Annotated in this window: 21 protein-coding genes and 3 tRNA genes; 21 read left to right on the top strand and 3 right to left on the bottom strand. The window is 42.6% G+C overall.

Translation table 11 applies throughout. From position 1 onward, the window contains the following. Positions 1-23 precede the first annotated feature (23 nt). The 3 genes from M992_RS01945 to M992_RS01935 all read left to right on the top strand — a co-directional run bounded on the left by M992_RS01945 (position 24) and on the right by M992_RS01935 (position 360). Positions 24-99: transfer RNA gene (locus tag M992_RS01945), tRNA-Gly, on the top strand. A gap of 73 nt (positions 100-172) precedes the next feature. Further along, positions 173-248 (top strand) — tRNA-Gly (locus tag M992_RS01940). A gap of 36 nt (positions 249-284) precedes the next feature. After that, positions 285-360 (top strand) — tRNA-Gly (locus tag M992_RS01935). 215 nt (positions 361-575) lie between these two features. Here the strand turns inward: M992_RS01935 and M992_RS01930 are convergent. Together M992_RS01930 and queG are read right to left on the bottom strand one after the other, a co-directional pair. Then, positions 576-1,313 carry a phosphatase gene (locus M992_RS01930; protein ID WP_053907171.1) on the bottom strand — a complete coding sequence of 246 codons (738 nt, stop codon included), beginning with the start codon at positions 1,311-1,313 and terminating at the stop codon, positions 576-578. Positions 1,314-2,171: 858 nt separating this feature from the next. Next, on the bottom strand, positions 2,172-3,329 hold the full coding sequence (gene queG, locus M992_RS01925; protein ID WP_053907116.1) for a tRNA epoxyqueuosine(34) reductase QueG: 1,158 nt from the start codon (positions 3,327-3,329) through the stop codon (positions 2,172-2,174). A 163-nt stretch (positions 3,330-3,492) separates the two neighbouring features. On the opposite strand from queG, the gene tsaE reads away from it, so the two are divergent. The 16 genes from tsaE (at position 3,493) to rplI (ending at position 19,717) form a co-directional block, all read left to right on the top strand. Beyond that, the gene (gene tsaE / locus M992_RS01920) at positions 3,493-3,957 is read left to right on the top strand and encodes a tRNA (adenosine(37)-N6)-threonylcarbamoyltransferase complex ATPase subunit type 1 TsaE (protein WP_047254963.1); all 465 of its coding nucleotides are present in this window, start codon (positions 3,493-3,495) and stop codon (positions 3,955-3,957) included. Between the two features lie 13 nt (positions 3,958-3,970). Beyond that, positions 3,971-5,257, top strand: a complete 1,287-nt coding sequence (amiB, locus tag M992_RS01915) for an N-acetylmuramoyl-L-alanine amidase AmiB (RefSeq protein WP_053907115.1) — start codon at positions 3,971-3,973, stop codon at positions 5,255-5,257. A gap of 15 nt (positions 5,258-5,272) precedes the next feature. Beyond that, positions 5,273-7,291 carry a DNA mismatch repair endonuclease MutL gene (gene mutL / locus M992_RS01910; protein WP_053907114.1) on the top strand — a complete coding sequence of 673 codons (2,019 nt, stop codon included), beginning with the start codon at positions 5,273-5,275 and terminating at the stop codon, positions 7,289-7,291. Next, the gene (gene miaA, locus M992_RS01905; RefSeq protein ID WP_053907113.1) at positions 7,284-8,225 is read left to right on the top strand and encodes a tRNA (adenosine(37)-N6)-dimethylallyltransferase MiaA; all 942 of its coding nucleotides are present in this window, start codon (positions 7,284-7,286) and stop codon (positions 8,223-8,225) included. The genes mutL and miaA overlap by 8 nt, the downstream gene beginning before the upstream one ends. A 104-nt stretch (positions 8,226-8,329) precedes the next feature. Continuing rightward, the gene (hfq, locus tag M992_RS01900) at positions 8,330-8,629 is read left to right on the top strand and encodes an RNA chaperone Hfq (RefSeq protein WP_047254967.1); all 300 of its coding nucleotides are present in this window, start codon (positions 8,330-8,332) and stop codon (positions 8,627-8,629) included. Between the two features lie 98 nt (positions 8,630-8,727). Next, the gene (gene hflX / locus M992_RS01895; RefSeq protein WP_047254968.1) at positions 8,728-10,008 is read left to right on the top strand and encodes a ribosome rescue GTPase HflX; all 1,281 of its coding nucleotides are present in this window, start codon (positions 8,728-8,730) and stop codon (positions 10,006-10,008) included. Positions 10,009-10,092: 84 nt separating this feature from the next. Then, on the top strand, positions 10,093-11,289 hold the full coding sequence (hflK, locus tag M992_RS01890; RefSeq protein WP_053907112.1) for an FtsH protease activity modulator HflK: 1,197 nt from the start codon (positions 10,093-10,095) through the stop codon (positions 11,287-11,289). 2 nt (positions 11,290-11,291) lie between these two features. Further along, entirely contained in the window at positions 11,292-12,287 is a 996-nt protein-coding gene (gene hflC, locus M992_RS01885; RefSeq protein WP_047254970.1) for a protease modulator HflC, read from the top strand. Positions 12,288-12,558: 271 nt separating this feature from the next. Next, positions 12,559-13,860 (top strand): adenylosuccinate synthase, encoded by a 1,302-nt coding sequence (locus tag M992_RS01880; protein WP_053907111.1) that lies wholly within the window; start codon positions 12,559-12,561, stop codon positions 13,858-13,860. A 423-nt stretch (positions 13,861-14,283) separates the two neighbouring features. Next, positions 14,284-14,706, top strand: a complete 423-nt coding sequence (gene nsrR / locus M992_RS01875) for a nitric oxide-sensing transcriptional repressor NsrR (RefSeq protein WP_047254972.1) — start codon at positions 14,284-14,286, stop codon at positions 14,704-14,706. Between the two features lie 65 nt (positions 14,707-14,771). After that, the gene (gene rnr, locus M992_RS01870; RefSeq protein ID WP_053907110.1) at positions 14,772-17,261 is read left to right on the top strand and encodes a ribonuclease R; all 2,490 of its coding nucleotides are present in this window, start codon (positions 14,772-14,774) and stop codon (positions 17,259-17,261) included. A 112-nt stretch (positions 17,262-17,373) separates the two neighbouring features. Next, the gene (rlmB, locus tag M992_RS01865; RefSeq protein ID WP_047254981.1) at positions 17,374-18,111 is read left to right on the top strand and encodes a 23S rRNA (guanosine(2251)-2'-O)-methyltransferase RlmB; all 738 of its coding nucleotides are present in this window, start codon (positions 17,374-17,376) and stop codon (positions 18,109-18,111) included. A gap of 167 nt (positions 18,112-18,278) precedes the next feature. Next, positions 18,279-18,671 carry a 30S ribosomal protein S6 gene (rpsF, locus tag M992_RS01860; RefSeq protein WP_047254974.1) on the top strand — a complete coding sequence of 131 codons (393 nt, stop codon included), beginning with the start codon at positions 18,279-18,281 and terminating at the stop codon, positions 18,669-18,671. A gap of 8 nt (positions 18,672-18,679) precedes the next feature. Beyond that, positions 18,680-18,997: a primosomal replication protein N gene (gene priB, locus M992_RS01855; protein WP_053907109.1), complete on the top strand. Its 318-nt coding sequence runs from the start codon at positions 18,680-18,682 to the stop codon at positions 18,995-18,997. A 4-nt stretch (positions 18,998-19,001) separates the two neighbouring features. Continuing rightward, entirely contained in the window at positions 19,002-19,229 is a 228-nt protein-coding gene (rpsR, locus tag M992_RS01850) for a 30S ribosomal protein S18 (RefSeq protein WP_000135199.1), read from the top strand. 38 nt (positions 19,230-19,267) lie between these two features. Then, positions 19,268-19,717, top strand: a complete 450-nt coding sequence (gene rplI / locus M992_RS01845; RefSeq protein WP_053907108.1) for a 50S ribosomal protein L9 — start codon at positions 19,268-19,270, stop codon at positions 19,715-19,717. Positions 19,718-19,843: 126 nt separating this feature from the next. Here the strand turns inward: rplI and M992_RS01840 are convergent, their stop codons facing one another. Continuing rightward, a complete protein-coding gene (locus tag M992_RS01840) occupies positions 19,844-20,494 on the bottom strand; it encodes a LysM-like peptidoglycan-binding domain-containing protein (RefSeq protein ID WP_053907107.1) in 651 nt (216 codons plus the stop codon). A gap of 260 nt (positions 20,495-20,754) precedes the next feature. Between M992_RS01840 and bamJ the strand changes: the two genes are divergently transcribed. Both bamJ and cysQ read left to right on the top strand, forming a co-directional pair. Further along, on the top strand, positions 20,755-21,375 hold the full coding sequence (gene bamJ / locus M992_RS01835) for a BamJ family beta-barrel-assembly machinery protein (protein ID WP_047254982.1): 621 nt from the start codon (positions 20,755-20,757) through the stop codon (positions 21,373-21,375). Between the two features lie 139 nt (positions 21,376-21,514). Continuing rightward, positions 21,515-22,255, top strand: a complete 741-nt coding sequence (gene cysQ / locus M992_RS01830) for a 3'(2'),5'-bisphosphate nucleotidase CysQ (protein ID WP_053907106.1) — start codon at positions 21,515-21,517, stop codon at positions 22,253-22,255. Positions 22,256-22,303: the final 48 nt, after the last annotated feature.

The raw sequence follows: 22,303 nt of genomic DNA, 5'->3' as shown, positions 1-22,303 counted from the left end.
TCAGCAGGATATTAAAATATGATGCGGGAATAGCTCAGTTGGTAGAGCACGACCTTGCCAAGGTCGGGGTCGCGAGTTCGAATCTCGTTTCCCGCTCCAATTTTAAGTTCCAACGTATTTGTTCTAAATGAACAGATAAATTAGTAAATTTAGTCTAAGACGTTTCCGTGATGCGGGAATAGCTCAGTTGGTAGAGCACGACCTTGCCAAGGTCGGGGTCGCGAGTTCGAATCTCGTTTCCCGCTCCAATTTTATAGCGTTTTAGTTCTGAATCCTTCTGTGATGCGGGAATAGCTCAGTTGGTAGAGCACGACCTTGCCAAGGTCGGGGTCGCGAGTTCGAATCTCGTTTCCCGCTCCAATCTTAATGTCGTATTCTTATTTATCCCTTCAAAATAATTCAATTCAGTTTAAAAATAAATAAAGTCAATTTACATCCCCGTTAGCTATCATGATAATTTCTTTATCATCTTCAATGCTACTTAAAATTAAGCGAGCAGTATATTGGGCTTCTTGTATGAATAAGCCCGGCTTTCAATCAATATACGGTGATGCTCGCAAACATTAAATTCAAGATTAAAAATCAGCAAACTCAGTAATGGGTGGTTTGCCATGTGATTCGAGAAAATCCAGTAATCTGCGTGGTGTAGCATTTAAAATCCGTTCTGGTGGGAAGTTTATCTCGGCCAGTACCTTTAGTACTTTATCAAATCCGCCAAGCGCATAAGCGACATGGGAATCCGAGCCTAATGCAACCCAACCCCCAGCATCACGTACTGCGGTCGCAACCTTAATACAATTTTCTGCACTACCTACTCTTGAATGTAAAAAAGAAGAGTTATTCATTTCTAATGCCACATTGTGCTGTGCTGCATATTTAGCTACTTCATTGATATATATTGGATATTTTGGATTTCCCGGGTGGGTGATAATTTGAACATTACCGCTAGCAATAGTAGCTATCATTGCGGTGGTATTGTCTGCTTGGCTTTGTGGCGGTAGTACTGGCTCGTGAAATCCGGCCAGCACGATATCGAGGCGTTTAGTCATCTGCTCATTACAGTCGGTTTCACCTTGTAGATTTTTAATATTTGCTTCGATACCGTACAGTAACCCGACGCCATCAATAATCCTTGGGATCACCGGCATGTTCATAAAATGCCAAGGATGAGGAGCATCGGCCATCTCTGGACCGTGATCGGTAATCGCAAAGAGTTTGATCCCTTTTTGCTTCGCAACGGTGAAATAGTCCATTATTGTGCTGTAAGCGTGGGTACTTGCCACGGTATGGGCATGAATATCAACAGGATATATTGTGTTGTTACACATAGATATAGACATATAGAGTAAGCTCTCTCTTGTTGGTATGCGGTGGGTGTACGCTATCGTGTTAGCTCCATGTACTATCGTGCATCATGTACTATCGCGTATAAGATTATTCAAATATCGTTAATTATGAAGCTAAGATATCGCAGACTAACAGGCTCTTCCAGTGTATTTCAGGTGATGGCACAAGGTTTAATTAGGCTATTTGTGGGCTAAGTGACTGAGATTATCTATCGATGCTAATTTTTATTGCCCTAAGTCTGAAAATGATCCACCGACGATCAGCCGATCTTTTTTGATTAATTTACGGTTTTCACTTGCATTCGGAGTAGGCTAGCCATAGAATACGCTCCCCTCGGAAAGAGGGATATTATTTTTAAGCCCATCATTAAAATCATGTGGTAAATAACTATCGTTAGACGTTAATTAATAATCGTCAGAAGTTAATAAATAGCTAATTAGTTAACTTTACGGTGAGTTATTTTAAAAAATACGTTTTTTTCATTCGTTTTAAGCTAAATTTTGGCAGCAAAGCAAACGAGTAATTGAAAAATCATCAAACAAAGTTATCCACAGATCAATTGGGACAAGCTGGGTTTATAACGTGACTTTTTCCGGTTCCTGCACAGACTTATCCACAGCATGGGTTTCCTATGAATATCTTAGCTTTAATTTGTTGTTAAATTAATATTATTTTCAACTATTTGAAAAATAACCAATAATTTATTTTTCTAAATTGTGTGTAGATAGACTTGAAAATTTTTTATTCATTGTCAGATAAAGGATTTTTATTTTATTCACAATAATGAATTCAGGTTATTCTAAGCATAAATAATATAACAAAATTTAAGCATCTCGAGGTAAACCTTTAGATATCGCACGTACAAGACGTTTTTGTTGTGAAGTCTGTATATTTACTGCGTTTTCTTCTCTTCGCTGGCGCTGCTGGCTAATCGCCCACTCTAAATGTTCATCTAGCATAGCGTCAATTCCCCGTTTTTCTTGTAAAGCTAAGATAATCGAGTCTTGATAAGGCGCATTTCCTAAAGCTACACTGATATTTCTCAGCCAACGCAGATAACCAATACGCCTAATCGCCGAGCCTTCTGTGATACGTAAGAATTTTTCTTCATTCCAACTAAAAAGATCGAGCAGTTCTGGAGTGTGTAAAGCGCGTCTCGGGCTAAAATCTTCTTCATCAGTAAGTTGGGAAAAACGATTCCATGGACAAATTAATTGGCAGTCATCACAGCCATAAATACGATTTCCCATTAAAGGGCGGAATTCTTCGGGGATAGCACCTTCAAGTTCAATGGTTAAATACGAAATACAGCGGCGCGCATCTACAGTATAAGGTGCAACAATTGCGCCAGTCGGGCAGGTTGTCATACATGCGACACAACGGCCACATTGTTCTTCAACAGGTTGATCCACCGGTAGCGGAAGGTTGATCAATAGTTCACCCAAAAAAAACCAAGATCCAGCTTCACGATTGAGGATCAACGAATGTTTGCCTACCCAGCCTAATCCCGCTTTGGCCGCTAATGGGCGTTCTAATATCGGCGCGGAATCAACAAAAGGACGAAAGTTAATTTCGTCTTGATAGTTAAAATCCTGACAATATTCTTTTATTCGATCACCGAGTTTTTTTAAGCGTTGGCGTAATAACTTATGATAATCTCGTCCTAGTGCATAGCGACTGATATAGGCCAAATTAGGGTTGCTTAACGTACTGGCGAACGATGCCTTTGCGGGTAAATAATTCATACGTACGCTGATCACCCGCAATGTTCCAGGCAGGAGTTCATGTGGACGAGCGCGCATCATTCCATGGCGTGCCATCCAGTCCATTTCGCCCTGATATTGCTTATCCAACCATTGCTGTAATTTGGGTTCTTCGGCAGTTAGGTCGGTATCACAGATGCCTATTTGCTGGAAACCGACATCGGTTCCCCATTGTTTGATTTGCTGTGCCAGCAGATTAAGGTCGAGTTGTATAGCCATATCAGATTAGGTAAATGATGAGAGTTGTCCGATCGCGAAGTGTATCATGCGCGCAGCATGATGAAAATTAATGCTAAACTGCAATCAGTTCTCATTACTGCTTATTGAGTTATGATAAGCTGATCAATAATTTTATTTTCCCCGTAATTTAGCAGAAGATCTCATGAAAGAACGTGAATTATCACTGGCGAATGACTCCGCAACCGTAGCACTAGGGCGCGCAGTAGCCAATGCTTGTCAGCAAGGTTTAGTGCTTTATCTGTATGGTGACTTAGGCGCAGGAAAAACGACGTTTAGCCGTGGTTTTTTACAGGCTTTAGGCCATCAAGGCCATGTTAAGAGCCCAACTTATACGTTGGTCGAGCCTTATTCTTTACCCGACAGACAAGTTTATCATTTTGATCTCTATCGTTTAGCTGATCCTGAAGAGCTAGAATTTATGGGGATCCGCGATTATTTTACGCCAGAGTCAATTTGTTTGGTCGAATGGCCACAACAAGGTGAAGGCTTTTTACCTCCAGCAGATCTAACGTTGACGTTGACTTATCAAGATGAAGGCCGTCAGGCACATTTTGTTGCTCAGTCTAAAAATGGAGAGTTTTTGTTAGATAATTTGTCTGTTATCTGAGGATATACCGCTCATGATTAATGCTTTAATGATAAAAATGGCCAAGGGATGGCATCGTGCATTATTAGTACTGATAACATTTATTGCACTTTTTGCTACGGCGAGCTTTTCGGTTAACGCGGCTCAGTTATCGAATATTCAGGTTAGCAATAGTCCTTCAGAGGCTAAAGTGACGTTATCATTTTCTGAGGGTAAACCTGATTATCGTTTCTTTGCCTTACATTCACCGGAACGGTTGGTGGTGGATGTAAAACAATCGGCAGAAATCAGCGGTCTGCCGATGAAACTGCCAACGGGTGATTTGGTCAAATTAATACGTACGAGTAAACCGGGCGATCGTCAGCATAAACGTTTAGTTTTGGAACTCTCTAAAGCAGCTAAAACGCAAGCTTCGCTGCAACAAATGGGGAATGGATATCAAGTCATTCTGAGCATAAAAGCGGGTAATAGTACCTCTCATACTCAGTTTAAACAACGTGCTCAAGCCACCCAACAAAATGCAGTAGTAGCGACAGAAAAACCGCTAAAAATGAATTCAGCGGTAGCAGTTCCTGTTGCGGTAAAAAATAAATCAGCCGCCAAAGGCAGTAAGCAGGTTGTGGTGGCGATTGATGCAGGCCATGGTGGTAAAGACCCCGGGGCGCTAGGGCAAAAAGGTTACCGTGAGAAAGACGTGACGCTAAGTGTAGCGAAGAAACTGCAAGCAAAGTTAAATGCAGACCCTATGTTTAAGCCGGTGATGACCCGTGACGGTGATTATTTTATTTCTGTCTCTGGTCGCTCTGAAGTCGCGCGTAAACAAGGAGCGAACATGTTGGTATCTATTCATGCCGATTCAGCGCCAAACAGCAGTGCGCGTGGTGCTTCTGTATGGGTATTATCTAATCGCCGAGCGAATAGCGAATTGGGGAGTTGGATTGAACAACGTGAGAAACAATCAGAACTGCTAGGCGGTGCTGGCGATGCATTGTCCAATGGTGCCGACCCTTATTTAAGCCAAGCGGTACTTGATCTACAATTCGGTCATTCACAGCGTGTTGGCTATGATGTAGCGATAAAAGTTATTCAGCAGCTACAAAAAGTTGGGAACATTCATAAACGTCAGCCCGAGCATGCTAGCTTAGGCGTTTTACGTTCGCCAGATATTCCATCGATTCTAGTTGAAACGGGCTTTATTAGTAATAGCGCAGAAGAACAGCTACTTAAATCGGAGGCTTATCAGGAAAAAGTTGCCGAAGCTATTCATCAAGGATTACGCCAATACTTTTTAGCGAATCCATTGCAGGCTGCACCACAGTAATTACGGAGAGCATCAATGTCGATAAAAATACTCTCGCCACAATTGGCTAATCAGATTGCGGCAGGGGAAGTCGTAGAGCGACCGGCTTCAGTGGTCAAAGAGCTGATCGAGAACAGTCTTGATGCAGGTGCTACGCGTATCGACATTGATATAGAGCGCGGCGGTGAAAAACTGATCCGCATTCGTGATAATGGCTGTGGAATAACTAAAGATGAACTCACATTAGCCTTAGCACGCCATGCGACCAGTAAAATAGCCACTTTAGATGACCTTGAAGCGATTATTAGCATGGGGTTTCGCGGTGAGGCCTTGGCCAGTATTAGTTCGGTTTCTCGCCTGACCTTAACCTCGAAAACAGAAACTCAGCCTGAGGCTTGGCAATCCTATGCTGAAGGCCGAGATATGTCAGTCACGATTAAGCCGGCAGCGCACCCAACCGGGACAACAGTTGAAGTTCTGGATCTATTTTATAACACTCCCGCGCGACGTAAGTTTTTACGGACTGAAAAAACAGAATTTGGTCATATTGATGAGATTGTTCGTCGTATTGCGTTAGCGCGACCAGACATAGCTATTTATCTTAATCATAACGGTAAGCTTATTCGCCAATATCGGCCGGCGAAAGATAAACCACAGCAAGAGCGTCGCTTAGCTTCAATTTGTGGGGCGAACTTTATGCAGCAGGCGTTAGAGATTGCGTGGGAACATGGTGATTTGGCGATTAATGGATGGGTTACCTTGCCGGTGGGGGCTCCGGTTCCTGATATTCAATATTGCTATGTGAATGGGCGTATGATGCGCGATAGGTTGATTAATCATGCGATTCGTCAAGCTTATGAAGGGCAATTACACGGCGATCAGCAACCGGCCTATGTGCTGTATCTTACAGTCGATCCTCATCAAGTAGATGTGAATGTTCATCCTGCTAAACATGAAGTCCGCTTTCATCAAGCGCGATTAGTGCATGATTTTATTTATCAAGGGGTAAAAACGGCCCTGATGCAGGCGGCAACCAGCGGTGAATTTGATTCATTTTCTAGCGTAGCACCAGAAGTGAAAAATCGAACGTCAGCGGGGCAGAATTGTTTTTCTGCGACATCAGTACCTTCGGCGACATCTTCGACATCGAGATCCGCCCAAAATACGCCATCAAATCAGCCGACACTTGTGAGCAACTCCCCGAGTGAAAACAAGCTTTCATCGTTTTCAGGGGATCATCACGCCGTAGAGGTGAAATCTAAACATTATCCCGCTGCCGAGCCGCGGCCAACCCGCTTGGAAGAATCCCAAGTGGACTCTGCTAAACCTAGATCTTTTGTAGATAAAGAACCATATGATAAGAAGAATGGTCAACTGTATCAGCAACTGATGTCTATTCCGGTCGCTGAAAGTGACAAAAAAGATCTGTTCCCGGCTAAAAAGCCATTGAATTTACATGCAGTTACTTCTACTGAAGTAGCGAAAAATGATAAAAATTACACTTTCGGTAAAATATTGACAATTTATGCAAAAAACTTTGCATTAATAGAGTCTCCGTTGGGGATTGGTTTGTTATCCTTAAGCCAAGCAGAATATTTATTAAAAATGGCTCAACTATCTGCAGAAGGTGATAAATTAAAACCTCAGCCTTTATTAATTCCTCTTAAACTATCGCTTAATCCCGATGAAATTGAGGTTTTTCAGCGTTTCAAGGATGAATTAGCAAGATTTGGTATTGAAGCGACGATATCTCATGGAAAAGTAACGATTCATGCGGTATCGTTACCACTGCGAACACAAAATTTATCGCAGTTATTAATCGGATTACTTAATTTTCTTACTCAGCAAGCGGCAGTGACTAATTTACAAATTACCGAATGGTTAGCGAGAACGATTGTCCAAGATAACTCCGAAAATAACTGGACATTAGCACAAGCAGTGCAAGTATTAGCAGATGTTGAACGGCTTTGCCCACATTGGGTTCATCAACCGCCATCAACATTATTACAATTAATTGATTTAACATCGGTGGTAGTAACGTTAACCCATGAGTGATTTGATGACTCAGCAAAAACCCAATGCCATCTTTTTAATGGGACCCACGGCATCAGGAAAAACCGCATTGGCGATTGAACTCCGCCAGCGATTACCTGTTGATATTATTAGTGTCGATTCGGCGTTAATTTATCGTGGTATGGATATTGGGACTGCAAAACCTAGCGCAGAAGAATTGCGTTTGGCGCCTCACCGTTTGATTGATATCCTTGATCCCTCCCAGCCTTATTCAGCGGCAGATTTTCGTCGTGATGCACTTGCAGCGATGGCAGAAATTACCGCTGCGGGTAGAATTCCTTTGCTGGTGGGGGGCACAATGCTTTATTTTAAGGCGTTACTTGAGGGGTTATCACCACTGCCTTCTGCTGATGCTGAAGTGCGTGCCAAGATTGAAGAAATAGCTCAAAATGACGGTTGGGAAGCGATTCATCAGCGTCTTAAGCAGGTTGATCCTGTTGCTGCCGCAAGGATCCATCCTAATGATCCACAAAGATTATCCCGAGCTTTAGAGGTATATCTCATTTCTGGGCAAAGTTTAACTGAATTGACACAAACAGCGGGCGAAGAATTACCTTATAATGTGTTTCAGTTTGCTATTGCGCCACAAGATCGTAAAATTTTACATTCACGTATTGAAAAACGTTTTCATCAGATGCTGAACTCGGCTTTTGAAGATGAAGTTCGGTCTCTGTATGACCGGGGTGATCTGCATGTAGACTTACCTGCTATTCGTTGTGTTGGTTATCGCCAGATGTGGTCATATTTGGCAGGTGAAATCGATTATGATGAAATGGTCTTTCGGGGAGTTTGTGCGACACGCCAATTAGCAAAACGCCAGATAACTTGGCTAAGAAGTTGGGAAAATGTTCATTGGCTTGATAGTGAACATCCTCAGCAAGCGTTTGAAACAGTTATGCAGGTTATTAGTGCATAGGGCTATTGTTTGTGTACAATTAGAATGTTTAAGCGCAATTTTTGAGTAGTAATTTTTAGAACCATTAGGTTCTTATTAAAAACAACAAATAAGGAAAATATAACATGGCTAAGGGGCAATCTTTGCAAGATCCGTTCCTGAACGCATTGCGTCGTGAAAGGGTTCCGGTCTCAATTTATTTAGTTAATGGCATCAAATTACAAGGTCAGATCGAATCATTTGACCAGTTTGTTATTTTGCTAAAAAACACGGTCAGCCAAATGGTATATAAACATGCCATTTCTACCGTTGTTCCTGCTCGTCCTGTTTCTCATCATAGTAACAATGCGACAGGTACTGCGGCTCCAGGTAACTACCATTCAGGTAGTACACCGGCTGCGCAGGATAATGATGCTGCTGAATAATTCAGCTAATCATTTGAAAATAAAGGAAAACATAGGTAGGGAGACTTTACCTATGTTTTTTCCTTTTAATTTATCGTTAAACCTGAGAGGTCGAACCTTTGTTTGACAGATATGAAGGCGGTGAACACGCCGTATTGGTGCATGTTTTTTTCTCTCAAGAAAAAGATATTGACAATTTAGAGGAATTTGAATCCCTAGTGACATCGGCTAACGTGAAGCCGGTACAAATCATCACTGGAAGTCGTCGAGCGCCACACCGTAAATATTATGTTGGCGAAGGGAAAGCGGAAGAAATTGCAGAAGCGGTGCAAGCCAGTGGCGCTGATGTGGTGTTGTTTAACCACGCTTTAAGTCCAGCTCAGGAACGTAATTTAGAAAGATTATGTCAGTGCAAAGTTGTTGACCGGACGGGAGTTATTCTGGATATTTTCGCCCAGAGAGCCCGTACTCACGAAGGTAAATTGCAAGTTGAACTGGCACAATTGCGTCATCTATCGACTCGATTAATTCGAGGATGGACGCATTTGGAACGACAAAAAGGTGGGATTGGTTTACGTGGTCCGGGTGAAACACAGTTAGAGACTGACCGTCGTTTACTCCGTGATAAAATTAAACAAATTCTATCTCGATTAGGAAAAGTAGAGAAACAGCGAGAGCAAGGGCGTCAGGCAAGAAGTAAGGCTGATATCCCAACGGTCTCACTGGTGGGCTACACCAACGCAGGAAAATCCAGTTTATTTAACCGTATGACAACATCTGATGTTTATGCGGCAGATCAGCTGTTTGCTACGCTAGACCCAACATTACGCCGCATTGATGTCGATGATGTTGGTACGGTTGTTTTGGCGGATACCGTTGGTTTTATTCGTCATTTGCCCCACGATTTAGTTGCAGCATTTAAAGCAACACTTCAAGAAACACGTGAAGCGACATTATTGCTACATGTGATTGATGCCGTTGATAATCGTGTGGATGAAAATATCCAAGCTGTAGAAAGTGTATTGGAAGAAATTGAAGCGCATGAGATTCCTACGCTATTAGTGATGAATAAAATTGATAGGCTGGACGATTTTGTTCCGCGTATCGATCGCGATGAGGATAATAAGCCGATACGTGTTTGGGTATCAGCCCAAACGGGTGAAGGTATCCCATTGCTGTTACAGGCATTAACGGAACGTCTTTCGGGTGAGATTGCACACTTTGAATTACGTTTACCTCCAGAGGAAGGGCGTCTACGGAGTCGGTTCTATCAGCTCAATGCTATTGAGCATGAACATGTCGATGAGGACGGTTATCTACTTTTGGAAGTGCGCTTGCCAATTGTCGACTGGCGCCGTCTGTGTAAACAGGAACCACAATTACCTGATTACATCCTCTGATATTCTCAGAAAATTGAATTGATATTAAGAGCGGTTATTTGCTCTTAGCCCTGAAAAACCAATCATAAAGAATGGAGCTAAAACATGGCGTGGAATCAGCCCGGTAATAACGGACAAGACCGCGACCCGTGGGGAAGCAGCAATAAAGGCGGCAACTCCGGTGGCAATAAAGGTGGTCGAAAACGCGGGGCTATTGATCTCGATGATCTCTTCCGCAAACTGAGCAGTAAGCTTGGTGGCAATAAAGGCGGTTCTGGTGGTGATAATAACCAGCAGGCTTCTAATTTTGGCGGGCGCTTGGGTATGCTGGCTGTTGCAGCAGCGGTAATCATCTGGGGTGCAAGTGGTTTCTACACAATAAAAGAGAGTGACCGCGGTGTGGTCATGCGCTTTGGTGAGTACAGTGGAATTGTTGGCCCTGGTCTGAACTGGAAACCAACGTTCATTGATAAAGTGGTGCCTGTTAACGTTGAAACTGTACGTGAACAAGCCACAAATGGCATGATGTTGACTTCAGATGAAAACGTGATCCGCGTCGAAATGAACGTTCAATATCGTGTAACAGATCCTGCTGAATATTTATTTAGCGTAACAAATCCAGATAATAGCTTACGTCAAGCTCTGGATAGTGCGGTGCGTGGTGTTATTGGTCAATCAGCGATGGAACAAGTGCTGACGGCTAATCGTGCATATATCCGTGATGTTACTCAAAAAGAATTAGAAAGCACCATCAGCCCATATAAAATGGGGATTACATTGCTTGATGTCAACTTCCAGGCTGCTCGTCCGCCTGAAGCCGTTAAAGCAGCGTTTGATGATGTTATTTCAGCAAGGGAAGAAGAACAAAAAACTATCCGTGAAGCGCATGCTTACCGGAATGAAGTTCTGCCATTGGCGAAAGGTAACGCGCAAAAAATGATTGAAGAAGCGGAAGCTTATAAAGTCAGTGTGGTACTAAAAGCAGAGGGTGAGGTCGCCAGCTTCTCTAAAATGTTACCTGAGTATCAAGCGGCTCCTGAAATTACCCGTGAGCGTCTGTATATTGAAACCATGGAACGTGTGTTGAGTAATACACGCAAAATTATTGCTAATGAAAAGAGCAACAGCATGCTTGTTCTGCCATTAGATCAATTAATGCGTGGTAATAATTCAGCCTCTACACCTAAAGTAACCCAGGCACCTAAAGTGACGTATCCAAATAGTAATCAGTCATCACTTAATACGGATCCTTCATCTTCAGCGGCTGTCCGTGGTGACGCAGTCAGAGTAGGGAGACAATAATCATGCGTAAATCGCTAATTGTTATCATTATTGCCATTCTGGCTGTTTTCTATACGTCGGTCTTTATTGTGCCTCAAACTGATCGTGGTATTGTTTTACGCTTTGGCAAAGTTATGCGTGATGCAGAAAACAAGCCGATCATTTATGAGCCAGGTTTACATTTTAAAGTTCCATTTATTGAAACAGTTAAAATGTTGGATGCGCGTATTCAGACTTTGGAAATTCAAGCTGATCGCTTCTTAACCAGCGAAAATAAAGATTTGATGGTTGATTCTTACTTGAAATGGCGCATTACTGATTTCAGTCGTTACTATGTTGCGACAGGAGGGGGTAATACTTTCCAAGCTGAGACCTTACTAAAACGTAAATTTAGTGACCGTTTACGTTCTGAATTTGGTCGTTTAAGCGTGAAAGACATTATTACTGATTCTCGTGGCCGGTTAACTGTTGATGTCCGTGATACCTTGAATAAAGGTAGTGCGACAGATATAGAAGAAGCCGATCAAGCGATAGCCTCTGCTGCTGCACGCGTAGAACAAGAGACGAATCTGAAGCCGCTGGTGGTTAATCCAAACAGTATGCAGGCATTAGGTATTGAAGTCGTTGACGTGCGTATTAAACGTATTGAATTGCCAAATGAAGTTTCTGAAGCAATTTATGCACGTATGCGTGCAGAACGTGAGGCCGTTGCGCGTCAGCATCGTTCTCAGGGTCAAGAAGAAGCGGTTAAAATTCGTGCAATCGCTGATAAAACAGTCACAGAAACCTTGGCTGAATCTGAACGTATTTCACTAACATTACGTGGTGAAGGCGATGCGATGGCAACCCGACTGTTTGCGGATGCATTCAATCAGGAACCTAACTTCTATGCCTTTATTCGTAGTATGCGCGCGTATGAGCAGAGCTTCAAAAGCGGTGAAGATGTTATGGTGCTGAGCCCAGATACCGATTTCTTCCGCTATATGAAAGCACCGACTAAATTACGTGCGATAGAATAATCATAACGGCAGTTTTGCATTAAATTTGTACTAAAATAAATCGTTGAAATAGAGTGGTTATAGAAATAAATCAGGATAAATAATGGCGTTTTAAACTGAGTATTTTGGACCAAAAATTCTTACTTTGATTTCAGGATTTAACTTAAAGCCCGCATTAGCGGGCTTTATCATGTCTACTATTTGATGAAAAATTATTGATATGCTAAAAATAACTGGAACAGTTTATTTGAGATGGTAGAATTCATTTTTAAGCAACCGAGTGTATTTTGACATGGGTAAGAACGTTGTCGTACTGGGCACCCAATGGGGTGACGAAGGGAAGGGCAAGATCGTTGACTTGCTAACCGAACGCGCTAAATACGTAGTTCGCTATCAGGGCGGCCATAATGCTGGCCATACTCTTGTTGTTAACGGTGAAAAAACCGTTCTCCATTTAATTCCATCAGGTATTCTTCGTGAAAATGTCATCAGTATTATTGCTAATGGTGTGGTTCTTGCGCCAGATGCACTGATGAAAGAAATGAAAGAATTGGAAGATCGTGGTGTTCCAGTTCGTGAACGCTTATATATTTCAGAAGCTTGTCCGTTAATCCTGCCTTATCACGTTGCCTTAGACAACGCGCGTGAGAAAGCTCGTGGCGCAAAAGCAATCGGTACTACCGGTCGTGGTATTGGACCGGCTTATGAAGACAAAGTCGCACGTCGTGGTTTACGTGTAGGTGATTTGTTTGATAAAGCAACATTTGCTGAAAAACTGAAAGATATCATCGATTATCATAACTTCCAGTTAGTGAATTACTATCAAGAACCTGCAGTTGATTTCCAGAAAACTCTGGATGAAATTATGGCTGTTGCAGATATTCTGACAGGAATGGTAGTTGATGTTTCTGATCTGCTCTATAAAGCAAATCAGAAGAATGAATTAGTCATGTTTGAAGGTGCTCAAGGTACGCTGCTGGATATCGACCACGGTACTTATCCGTATGTGACCTCTTCAAATACGACTGCCGGTGGTGTTGCTACAGGTTCTGGACTGGGTCCACGTTTTGTTGGTTATGTTTTAGGGATCATCAAAGCGTATTCAACGCGTGTTGGTGCGGGTCCATTCCCTACTGAACTGTTTGATGAAATCGGTGATTACCTGCGTGAGAAAGGTCAAGAATTCGGTGCAACGACAGGTCGTCGTCGTCGTACTGGTTGGTTAGATATCGTCGCTATTAATCGCGCGGTTCAAATCAACTCCTTGTCTGGTTTCTGTCTGACTAAACTAGATGTATTGGATGGCCTGAAAGAAGTTAAATTATGTGTAGGTTATCGTCGTCCAGACGGTACTGTACTTGATACTACACCATTAGCAGCTGATGAGTGGGAAGGTTTAGAACCAATCTACGAATCAATGCCAGGTTGGAGCGAAACGACCTTTGGTGTTCAAGTTCGTGATCAATTACCTCAAGCCGCATTAGATTACATCAAACGTATTGAAGAATTGACAGGTGTGCCTGTTGATATCATTTCAACTGGTCCAGATCGTGAAGAAACAATGATCTTACGTGACCCGTTTGACGCAGCTTAATTGTTTTGTGAAATTAGCGCCTCTCCCGAGGCGCTATTAGTTTTTTCGGTTAGTTATTGCTATTCTCCCGCCATTTCTCCGCTAAATAACGAACAATTTTGCTTAATCCTGAAAATAACCACATAATAATTTACTGTTCGAGCTTTCTATTTGACTCAAAGTTCTCAAATTATCTTTGTGATAGACTAAGCTATATCCATTCGATGATAGGCTATAAATATGCCGTGCATGATCTTAATGCCATTCTGATGATTTTAGCGACAGTATTTGGGTATACTATCTTCTTGTTATTGTAGCTATATCGTAAATATTTCACCATACAGCAGTACTTACAGCGGTGCGATTTAGCCGCTCTATATGGCAGATGATGCGAACTATGTACTACGGTACATATAAGTTAGATGATAATTTTTTGAGGTGGATGTGCAGTTAACCAGTTTTACAGATTATGGCCTACGGGCGCTGATTTATTTAGCCTCTCTTCCTGAGGGCAAAATGACCAGTATTACTGAAGTAACCGGAGTTTACGGCGTATCTCGTAACCATATGGTAAAGATTATCAATCAACTGAGTCATTTGGGTTATGTGAAGGCAATCCGTGGAAAAAATGGCGGTATTATGCTGGGACAGCCTGCTGACAACATTGCTATTGGCGCCGTAGTTCGAGCGCTCGAACCTTTATCTTTGGTGAATTGCAGTGGGGACTTTTGCCATATAACGCCCGCATGCCGATTAAAAGGAATTTTACACCAAGCGATAGAGCAATTTTTACAAGAATTAGATAAACATACGCTGGCTGACATGGTGAAAGATAACAGCCCGCTATATCGACTACTATTAGTCTAAACTATTAATAAAATAGTATTCATAAGAAATAGTATCCGCGAATTCTGATGACAACGGAGGCTACGATGTCACAAGATCCTTATGTGAAAAGAGAAGCAGAAAAATACGATTCACCGATCCCAAGTAGAGAATATATCTTAGAGATCCTATCGCAACGCCCAGCACCGATTAAACGTGAAGAAATTGCGAAAATACTGAACCTAAGTTCAGAAGAAGATTTAGAGGCGTTACGTCGCCGGTTACGCGCGATGGAACGTGATGGACAATTAATTTTTACTCGTCGCCAATGCTATGCATTACCTGAAAAATTAGACTTATTAAAAGGAACGGTCATTGGGCATCGCGATGGGTATGGTTTTTTACGTATCGATGGCAAAAAAGAAGATTATTATATTTCTGCTGATGAGATGAAACGTGCTTTACACGGCGATGTCGTGTTGGCTCAACCTCATGGACAAGACCGTAAAGGACGTACTGAAGTGCGTATTGTACGGGTTTTAGTTCCTCGTAATAATCAAATTGTTGGGCGCTATTTTCTTGAGTCAGGCATGGGCTTTGTGGTGCCAGATGACAGTCGCTTGAGCTTCGATATTTTAATCCCTAAAGAGCACACTAATGGTGCACGTATGGGGAATGTGGTGGTGGTAGAGTTAGTAAGCCGTCCACAGCGTCGCTTACAGGCTGTCGGTAATATTACTGAAGTGCTGGGTGAAACTATGGGAACTGGCATGGCGGTAGAAATTGCCTTGCGTACTCATGAAATTCCTCATGGCTGGCCGGCTCAAGTTGAAAAACAAGTGGCTGATTTAAGCGAACATGTTCCCGAAGCAGCTAAGCAAGGGCGAGTTAACTTAAGTGATTTACCTTTAGTCACCATAGATGGCGAAGACGCACGCGACTTCGATGATGCCGTATACTGTGCGCCGAAGAAGGGCGGTGGCTGGCGTTTATGGGTGGCGATTGCTGATGTTAGCTACTATGTACGTCCTAATACTGCGTTGGATGAAGAGGCTCGAAGCCGAGGTAACTCCGTTTATTTCCCATCCCAAGTGGTGCCGATGCTCCCCGAGGTACTATCAAATGGTCTGTGTTCATTGAATCCTGGCGTAGATCGTTTGTGTATGGTCTGTGAGATGACGATTTCAGTTAGTGGTAAGTTATCTTCATACAAATTCTATGAAGCGGTGATGAACTCTCATGCGCGTTTAACGTACACCAAAGTTTCGAAAATCTTGCAGGGCGATGAAGAACTGTGCGAACATTATCAGCCGCTCGTTCCTCATTTACAGCATCTGCATGATTTATATAAAGTACTAGAAAGTGCGCGTGAAGAACGCGGGGCGATTTCTTTTGAATCAGAAGAAGCTAAATTTATCTTTAATGCTGAACGTCGAATTGAACGTATTGAGCCAGTGCAGCGCAACGATGCGCATAAACTGATTGAGGAATGTATGATCCTCGCTAACATTGCGGCAGCTCGATTTGTTGAGAAAAATGAAGAACCGGCATTATATCGTGTTCATGACCGTCCAAAAGAAGAGAGCGTCATGAATTTGCGTTCTGTCTTTAGTGAGCTTGGTTTAACCTTACCGGGGGGAATGACGCCAGCTCCAAAAGATTATGCTCAGGTGATGCATGATGTTGCTGAACGCCCTGATCATGAGCTGCTGCAAACCATGTTATTGCGTTCGATGAAGCAGGCTATTTACGATCCTGAGAATCGAGGTCACTTTGGTTTAGCACTAAAATCATACGCGCACTTTACTTCTCCAATTCGTCGTTACCCTGATTTGACCTTACACAGAGGCATTAAATATTTATTAGCTAAAGAGCAAGGACACGCCGAAAAACATTGGACCCCGACGGGCGGCTGGCATTCTGATATGGATCATATGCTGCAATTAGGTGAGCATTGTTCGATGACAGAGCGCCGTGCCGATGAAGCGACTCGCGATGTGGCTGATTGGCTAAAATGTGACTTTATGCAAGATCAAGTGGGCCAAGTCTTTACCGGTTTGATTACTAGCGTTACTGGCTTTGGTTTCTTTGTGCGCTTGAATGAACTGTTCATTGATGGTTTAGTTCATGTATCCACTTTAGATAACGATTATTACCGTTATGATGCTGTTGGTCAGCGTCTGATTGGTGAATCTTCAAATACCGTTTATCGTCTAGGCGATGAAGTCGAAATTAGAGTTGAAGCTGTTCATATGGACGAGCGTAAGATTGATTTCGCCTTAATATCAACGACGCGTAAAGCTAAAAATGTGGGTAAAACAGCTCGAGATAAAGCTAAAAAAGATGCCAGAAACAGCGGGCAAGGTAAATCACGTAAAGATCGTGATTTTTCTAAAGATGCTAATTTCCAGCCAGATACAGCATTTAAGAAAAAAGCTAAAAAAGCCCCTAAAAATCAGGCTAAAGCCGATGCTGCTAAGCCCAAAGCAGAAAAAACTGGCGTAAAAAAAGCTAAAAAAGCTTCGGATAAAACCAAGAAAATAACCGCTAAATTGCAGGCTAAACGTGCGACTAAAAAAGTCAATAAAGACGCTTAAAATTTTAACAGTCATGACTATAGGTTTAATCACATAGATTGAGTAAACTAGCTTCAATAAAATAGGGTGGCTAATTGGCCACCCTTTATTTCCTGTGGATAAAAAAGATACTATGAGCGAAATTATTTATGGCATTCATGCAGTGAAAGCCTTGCTGGAGCGCGATCCGCTGCGGCTAAAAGAAGTGTATATTTTAAAAGGCCGTGAAGATCGCCGTTTGATGGCAGTGATCCATGAAATTGAAGCTATGGGAATAGCGGTTCAAGTGGCTAACCGTCAGTGGATGGATGCGCAGACTGATGCCGCATCACATCAAGGCATTATTGCTCATGTTCTGCCAGGACGTCAGTACCAAGAAAATGATTTACTGGATATTATCGCTCAGGCTAAAACGCCTTTATTATTGGTACTTGATGGCGTTACAGACCCGCACAATTTAGGTGCTTGTCTGCGTAATGCGGATGCTGCGGGTGTTCATGCTGTAATTGTTCCTAAAGATAAATCTGCACCCATGAATGCGATTGTTAAAAAAGTTGCCTGTGGCGCGGCGGAAAGTGTTCCATTAATCCGTGTGACTAACCTGGCCAGAACGCTACGTTTACTGCAAGAGCAGCAAATTTGGGTTGTGGGAACGGCCGGTGAAGCGACTCATAATTTATACCAAAGTAAACTAACTGGCCCTATGGCCTTGGTGATGGGAGCTGAGGGCGAAGGTATGCGCCGTTTAACGCGTGAGCATTGCGACGAGCTGATCAGTATTCCGATGGCGGGTGATGTTTCTTCGTTAAATGTTTCTGTTGCGACCGGTGTATGTTTGTTTGAAGCGGTACGTCAGCGCTTAGGCAACTAAATAATTCCTAAAAATTGCGATTAATTCACGTTCATCTATTGAATTTTTTTCAAGAGATGGGTATAGTTACGCGTCAATTTTTCAGCCGCACTTATATAAGTTCCTTGCCTCCATGGGAAGCGGCTGCCCTGACAGGAGGCTGATTAATCCGTAAGGAGCAATTACTAATGCGTCATTACGAAATCGTTTTTATGGTCCATCCTGACCAAAGCGAACAGGTTCCGGGTATGATCGAGCGTTACAGTGCAGTTATCACTAATGCGCAAGGTCAAATCCATCGTCTGGAAGACTGGGGCCGTCGCCAACTGGCTTATCCAATCAATAAACTGCATAAAGCTCACTATGTTCTGCTGAACGTTGAAGCACCACAGGAAGCGATTGATGAGCTGGAAACTAACTTCCGCTTCAACGATGCCGTTATCCGTAGCATGGTTATGCGCGTTAAGCACGCGGTGACAGAAGCTTCTACTATGGTTAAAGCTAGAGACGAACGTCGCGGCCGTGACCAATCTGATGATTATCAGGAAGAAGCTGAAGAAGCTGGGGATTCTGAAGAGTAATTGCCCAAGTGTCCACTAATCGATTGGTGCTAACAGGCACAGTCTGTAAAGCATTACTCCGAAAAGTGAGTCCGTCTGGTATTCCTCACTGCCAGTTTGTGATTGAACATCGCTCACAGCAGCAAGAAGCTGGATTATACCGGCAGGCATGGTGCAGAATGCCCATTGTCGCCAGCGGACAAGACATACAAGCCCTAACTCACAGTATAACGGTCGGTTGTAGAGTGACTGTTTCAGGTTTCATTAGCTGCCATCAAGGGCGTAATGGCTTGAATAAAATAGTGCTCCACGCCGAGCAGATTGAATTGATAGATTCTGGAGACTAGCCAAATGGCACGTTATTTCCGTCGTCGCAAGTTCTGCCGTTTCACAGCGGAAGGCGTTCAAGAGATAGATTATAAAGATATCGCAACGCTGAAAAACTACATCACTGAAAGCGGTAAAATTGTACCAAGCCGTATTACCGGTACCCGTGCAAAATACCAACGTCAGCTCGCTCGTGCTATCAAGCGCGCGCGCTACCTGTCTCTGTTGCCTTATACTGATCGTCATCAGTAATAGGTACAGTCCATTAACGACTTTAAGAGGATAAGGTAATGCAAGTTATTCTGCTTGATAAAGTAGCGAACCTAGGTAGCCTGGGTGATCAGGTTAACGTTAAATCGGGCTATGCTCGTAACTTCTTAGTACCACAGGGCAAAGCTGTTCCTGCGACTAAGAAAAACATCGAATTCTTCGAAGCACGCCGTGCTGAACTGGAAGCTAAATTAGCTGAAGTTCTAGCTGCTGCTCACGCTCGTGCAGAGCAAATCAATGCACTGGGCACAATCACTCTGTCTTCTAAAGCAGGTGACGAAGGTAAACTGTTTGGTTCAATCGGTACTCGTGACATCGCTGATGCAGTAACTGCTGCTGGCGTTACTGTTGCGAAAAGCGAAGTTCGTCTACCAAATGGTGTTCTGCGTACTACAGGTGACCACGAAGTTCACTTCCAAGTACACAGCGATGTTTTTGCACAGTTAAACGTTAAGATCGTTGCTGCATAATCATTGTAATGATTATATGTGCTACTGATTAATTTTAGTGGCACAAAAAAAACACCGGTTTATGCCGGTGTTTTTTTATGGATTTTTTGAGCAATTTTAGCTGTAATGATGACCACATAACTCATTTTAGGGAGTGCGATAATATCCACCGTCACTGAGCCGCGCAAAGCTAATATGCTTACCTTCCGGTGTAGTGATTTCTAGCAGTTCCACTTCCCCTTGGTTATTGGCTTGCAAACGAATTTTTTGCCCTTGTTGCAAGTTACTCAATGGTTTATCTCCGCCTTCTACTCGAGCCATGGCAAAAGCATCATTTGCTTGTAAATTATTGTCTCTAAATAACTGTGCTAAAGTTTTACCTTTTTGAATCTGATAATTTTGCCATTTTCCTGAGACCGCTGCAGTCGTATCTCCTTGATTAACCGGTGCTCTCTCGGTTTGTTTGTTCTTATTATCTTTATCTTTATCTTTATCTTTATTCTTTACCGTATCTGATTGTGGCTGAATAGGAATGATATTTGGCTCATTTATCGGCGGTACATTATTGGTATCGTCAATAATAGGTGCTTGAGCCTCTTCAGCTGGTTGCGCTGTATCAGGCAGAATATTTGGCGGTGTTTCTAAGCTTTCATTAGGCGGCGGAATAACAATCGGTTTAGATTCTGATGAAGTGATCTGGTTAGATGTTTTATCCTCAGTTGGCCAGAAGAATATGATTAAAATAATGATCGCGATGATTGCAATACCAACGCGATGAAATATCGATAGCCTCATCATTGCCTCCTTAAGAGGAAAAGAAAACTTGTAATTAATGGAATATAGCATTATTTCTAACCAGATTAATCGCATATTCTATATTTTCGGAACCTACCTAGAATTAATATTTTTTTGGTATTTATAGGACGTATATCTACGTCTTTTTTTCATCACTTATCGCCTATTTGATGATGATATTCATGGGGGATATAAATATGGGTTTACCCTCACGGAGGCGGCTGTTATCCTTACTTTTTAGCTTAAAATTAATGGATAATTTAATGTCAAACCAAACTTTTGATTCAATTGAAGCTCAAGCGAGCTACGGTATCGGGCTTCAGATCGGTCAACAACTGTTAGAGTCAGGCTTAGAAGGTCTTGAACCAGAAGCCATTCTTGCTGGTTTAACAGATGCTATGGAAGGTAATATGCCTTCAGTGCCTGTTGAAGCGCTGCATAATGCTCTGCGTGAAATCCATGAACGTGCTGATGCTGTGCGCACTGAAAAGCAAAAATCAATGGCAGTAGAAGGGCAAAAATTCCTTGAAGAGAATCAAAAACGCGATGATGTGACTATCACTGAATCAGGTTTACAATTCTCTGTTATCAATCAAGGTGAAGGTGCAATTCCTGCACGAACTGACCGCGTTCGTGTGCATTACACCGGTCGCCTGATTGACGGTACAGTTTTTGATAGCTCTGTTCAACGCGGGCAGCCGGCTGAATTCCCTGTCAGCGGTGTTATCCCTGGCTGGATTGAAGCGTTAACATTGATGCCAGTAGGTTCTAAATGGGAATTATATATTCCTTCTGAGCTGGCCTATGGTGAACGTGGTGCGGGCGCATCTATCCCTCCATTTAGCACCTTAGTTTTTGAAGTTGAATTATTAGAAATTCTATAATTTATCGGTAACCTTCTGAATATACAGATATCATAGCTGGTTAATCACCGGCTATTTTTTTATTCAATAAAAGGGGATGCAGTCAGCTCAGTAGGCTGATAATCTATTTTCTCTCAAACGATAATAGTCGAGGTGGCTGATGTTAGAACAAGTCTGTAAGTTGGCAAAAGAGGTCGGAAACGCAATTATGGATATCTATCATGCGGATACACCGGTACAAATTGAAAAAAAATCCGATGATTCCCCGGTAACGGCAGCAGATATAGCAGCGCATCAAATTATAAAGGCCGGTTTGAGTAAAATTGATCCTTCCATTCCCCAATTATCTGAAGAAGACCCCCCAGCATGGGAAGAGCGTCAACATTGGCAGCGTTATTGGTTAATTGATCCGCTGGATGGAACTAAAGAATTTATTAAGCGTAATGGTGAATTTACAGTTAATATTGCGCTGATTGATCAGGGCGTGCCGATTTTAGGCGTAGTTTATGCTCCTGCACAAGGCATTTTGTATTGTGGACAAGGGCGGAAAGCCTGGAAAGAAGAAAAAGGGCATCGCCAATTAATCCGTGTCTCGCAAGCGACACTCCCCTTAATTGTGATTAGTCGTTCTCATCAGGACGCAGAATTACAGGACTATTTGAGTCAAATGGGTGAACATGAAACGGTCGCTATAGGCTCATCATTAAAATTTTGTTTGGTTGCCGAAGGTAAAGCGCAGCTGTACCCACGTTTTGGGCCGACGAATATCTGGGACACAGCCGCAGGGCATGCTGTAGCGATTGCTGCTGGTGCTAAAGTGACTGATTGGAAAGGTAATACGTTAGATTATTCACCAAGAGAGTCATTTTTAAATCCAGGATTCAGAGTCTCTTTACTCTAGTTGAATGAGTTTTATTCGGCTGATTTGATTAGCGCCAGCAACATTTAT

This window comes from Moellerella wisconsensis ATCC 35017, assembly GCF_001294465.1.
GTDB classification, from domain to species: Bacteria; Pseudomonadota; Gammaproteobacteria; order Enterobacterales; family Enterobacteriaceae; genus Moellerella; species Moellerella wisconsensis.
This window is presented reverse-complemented; position numbering and strand designations above follow the sequence as displayed.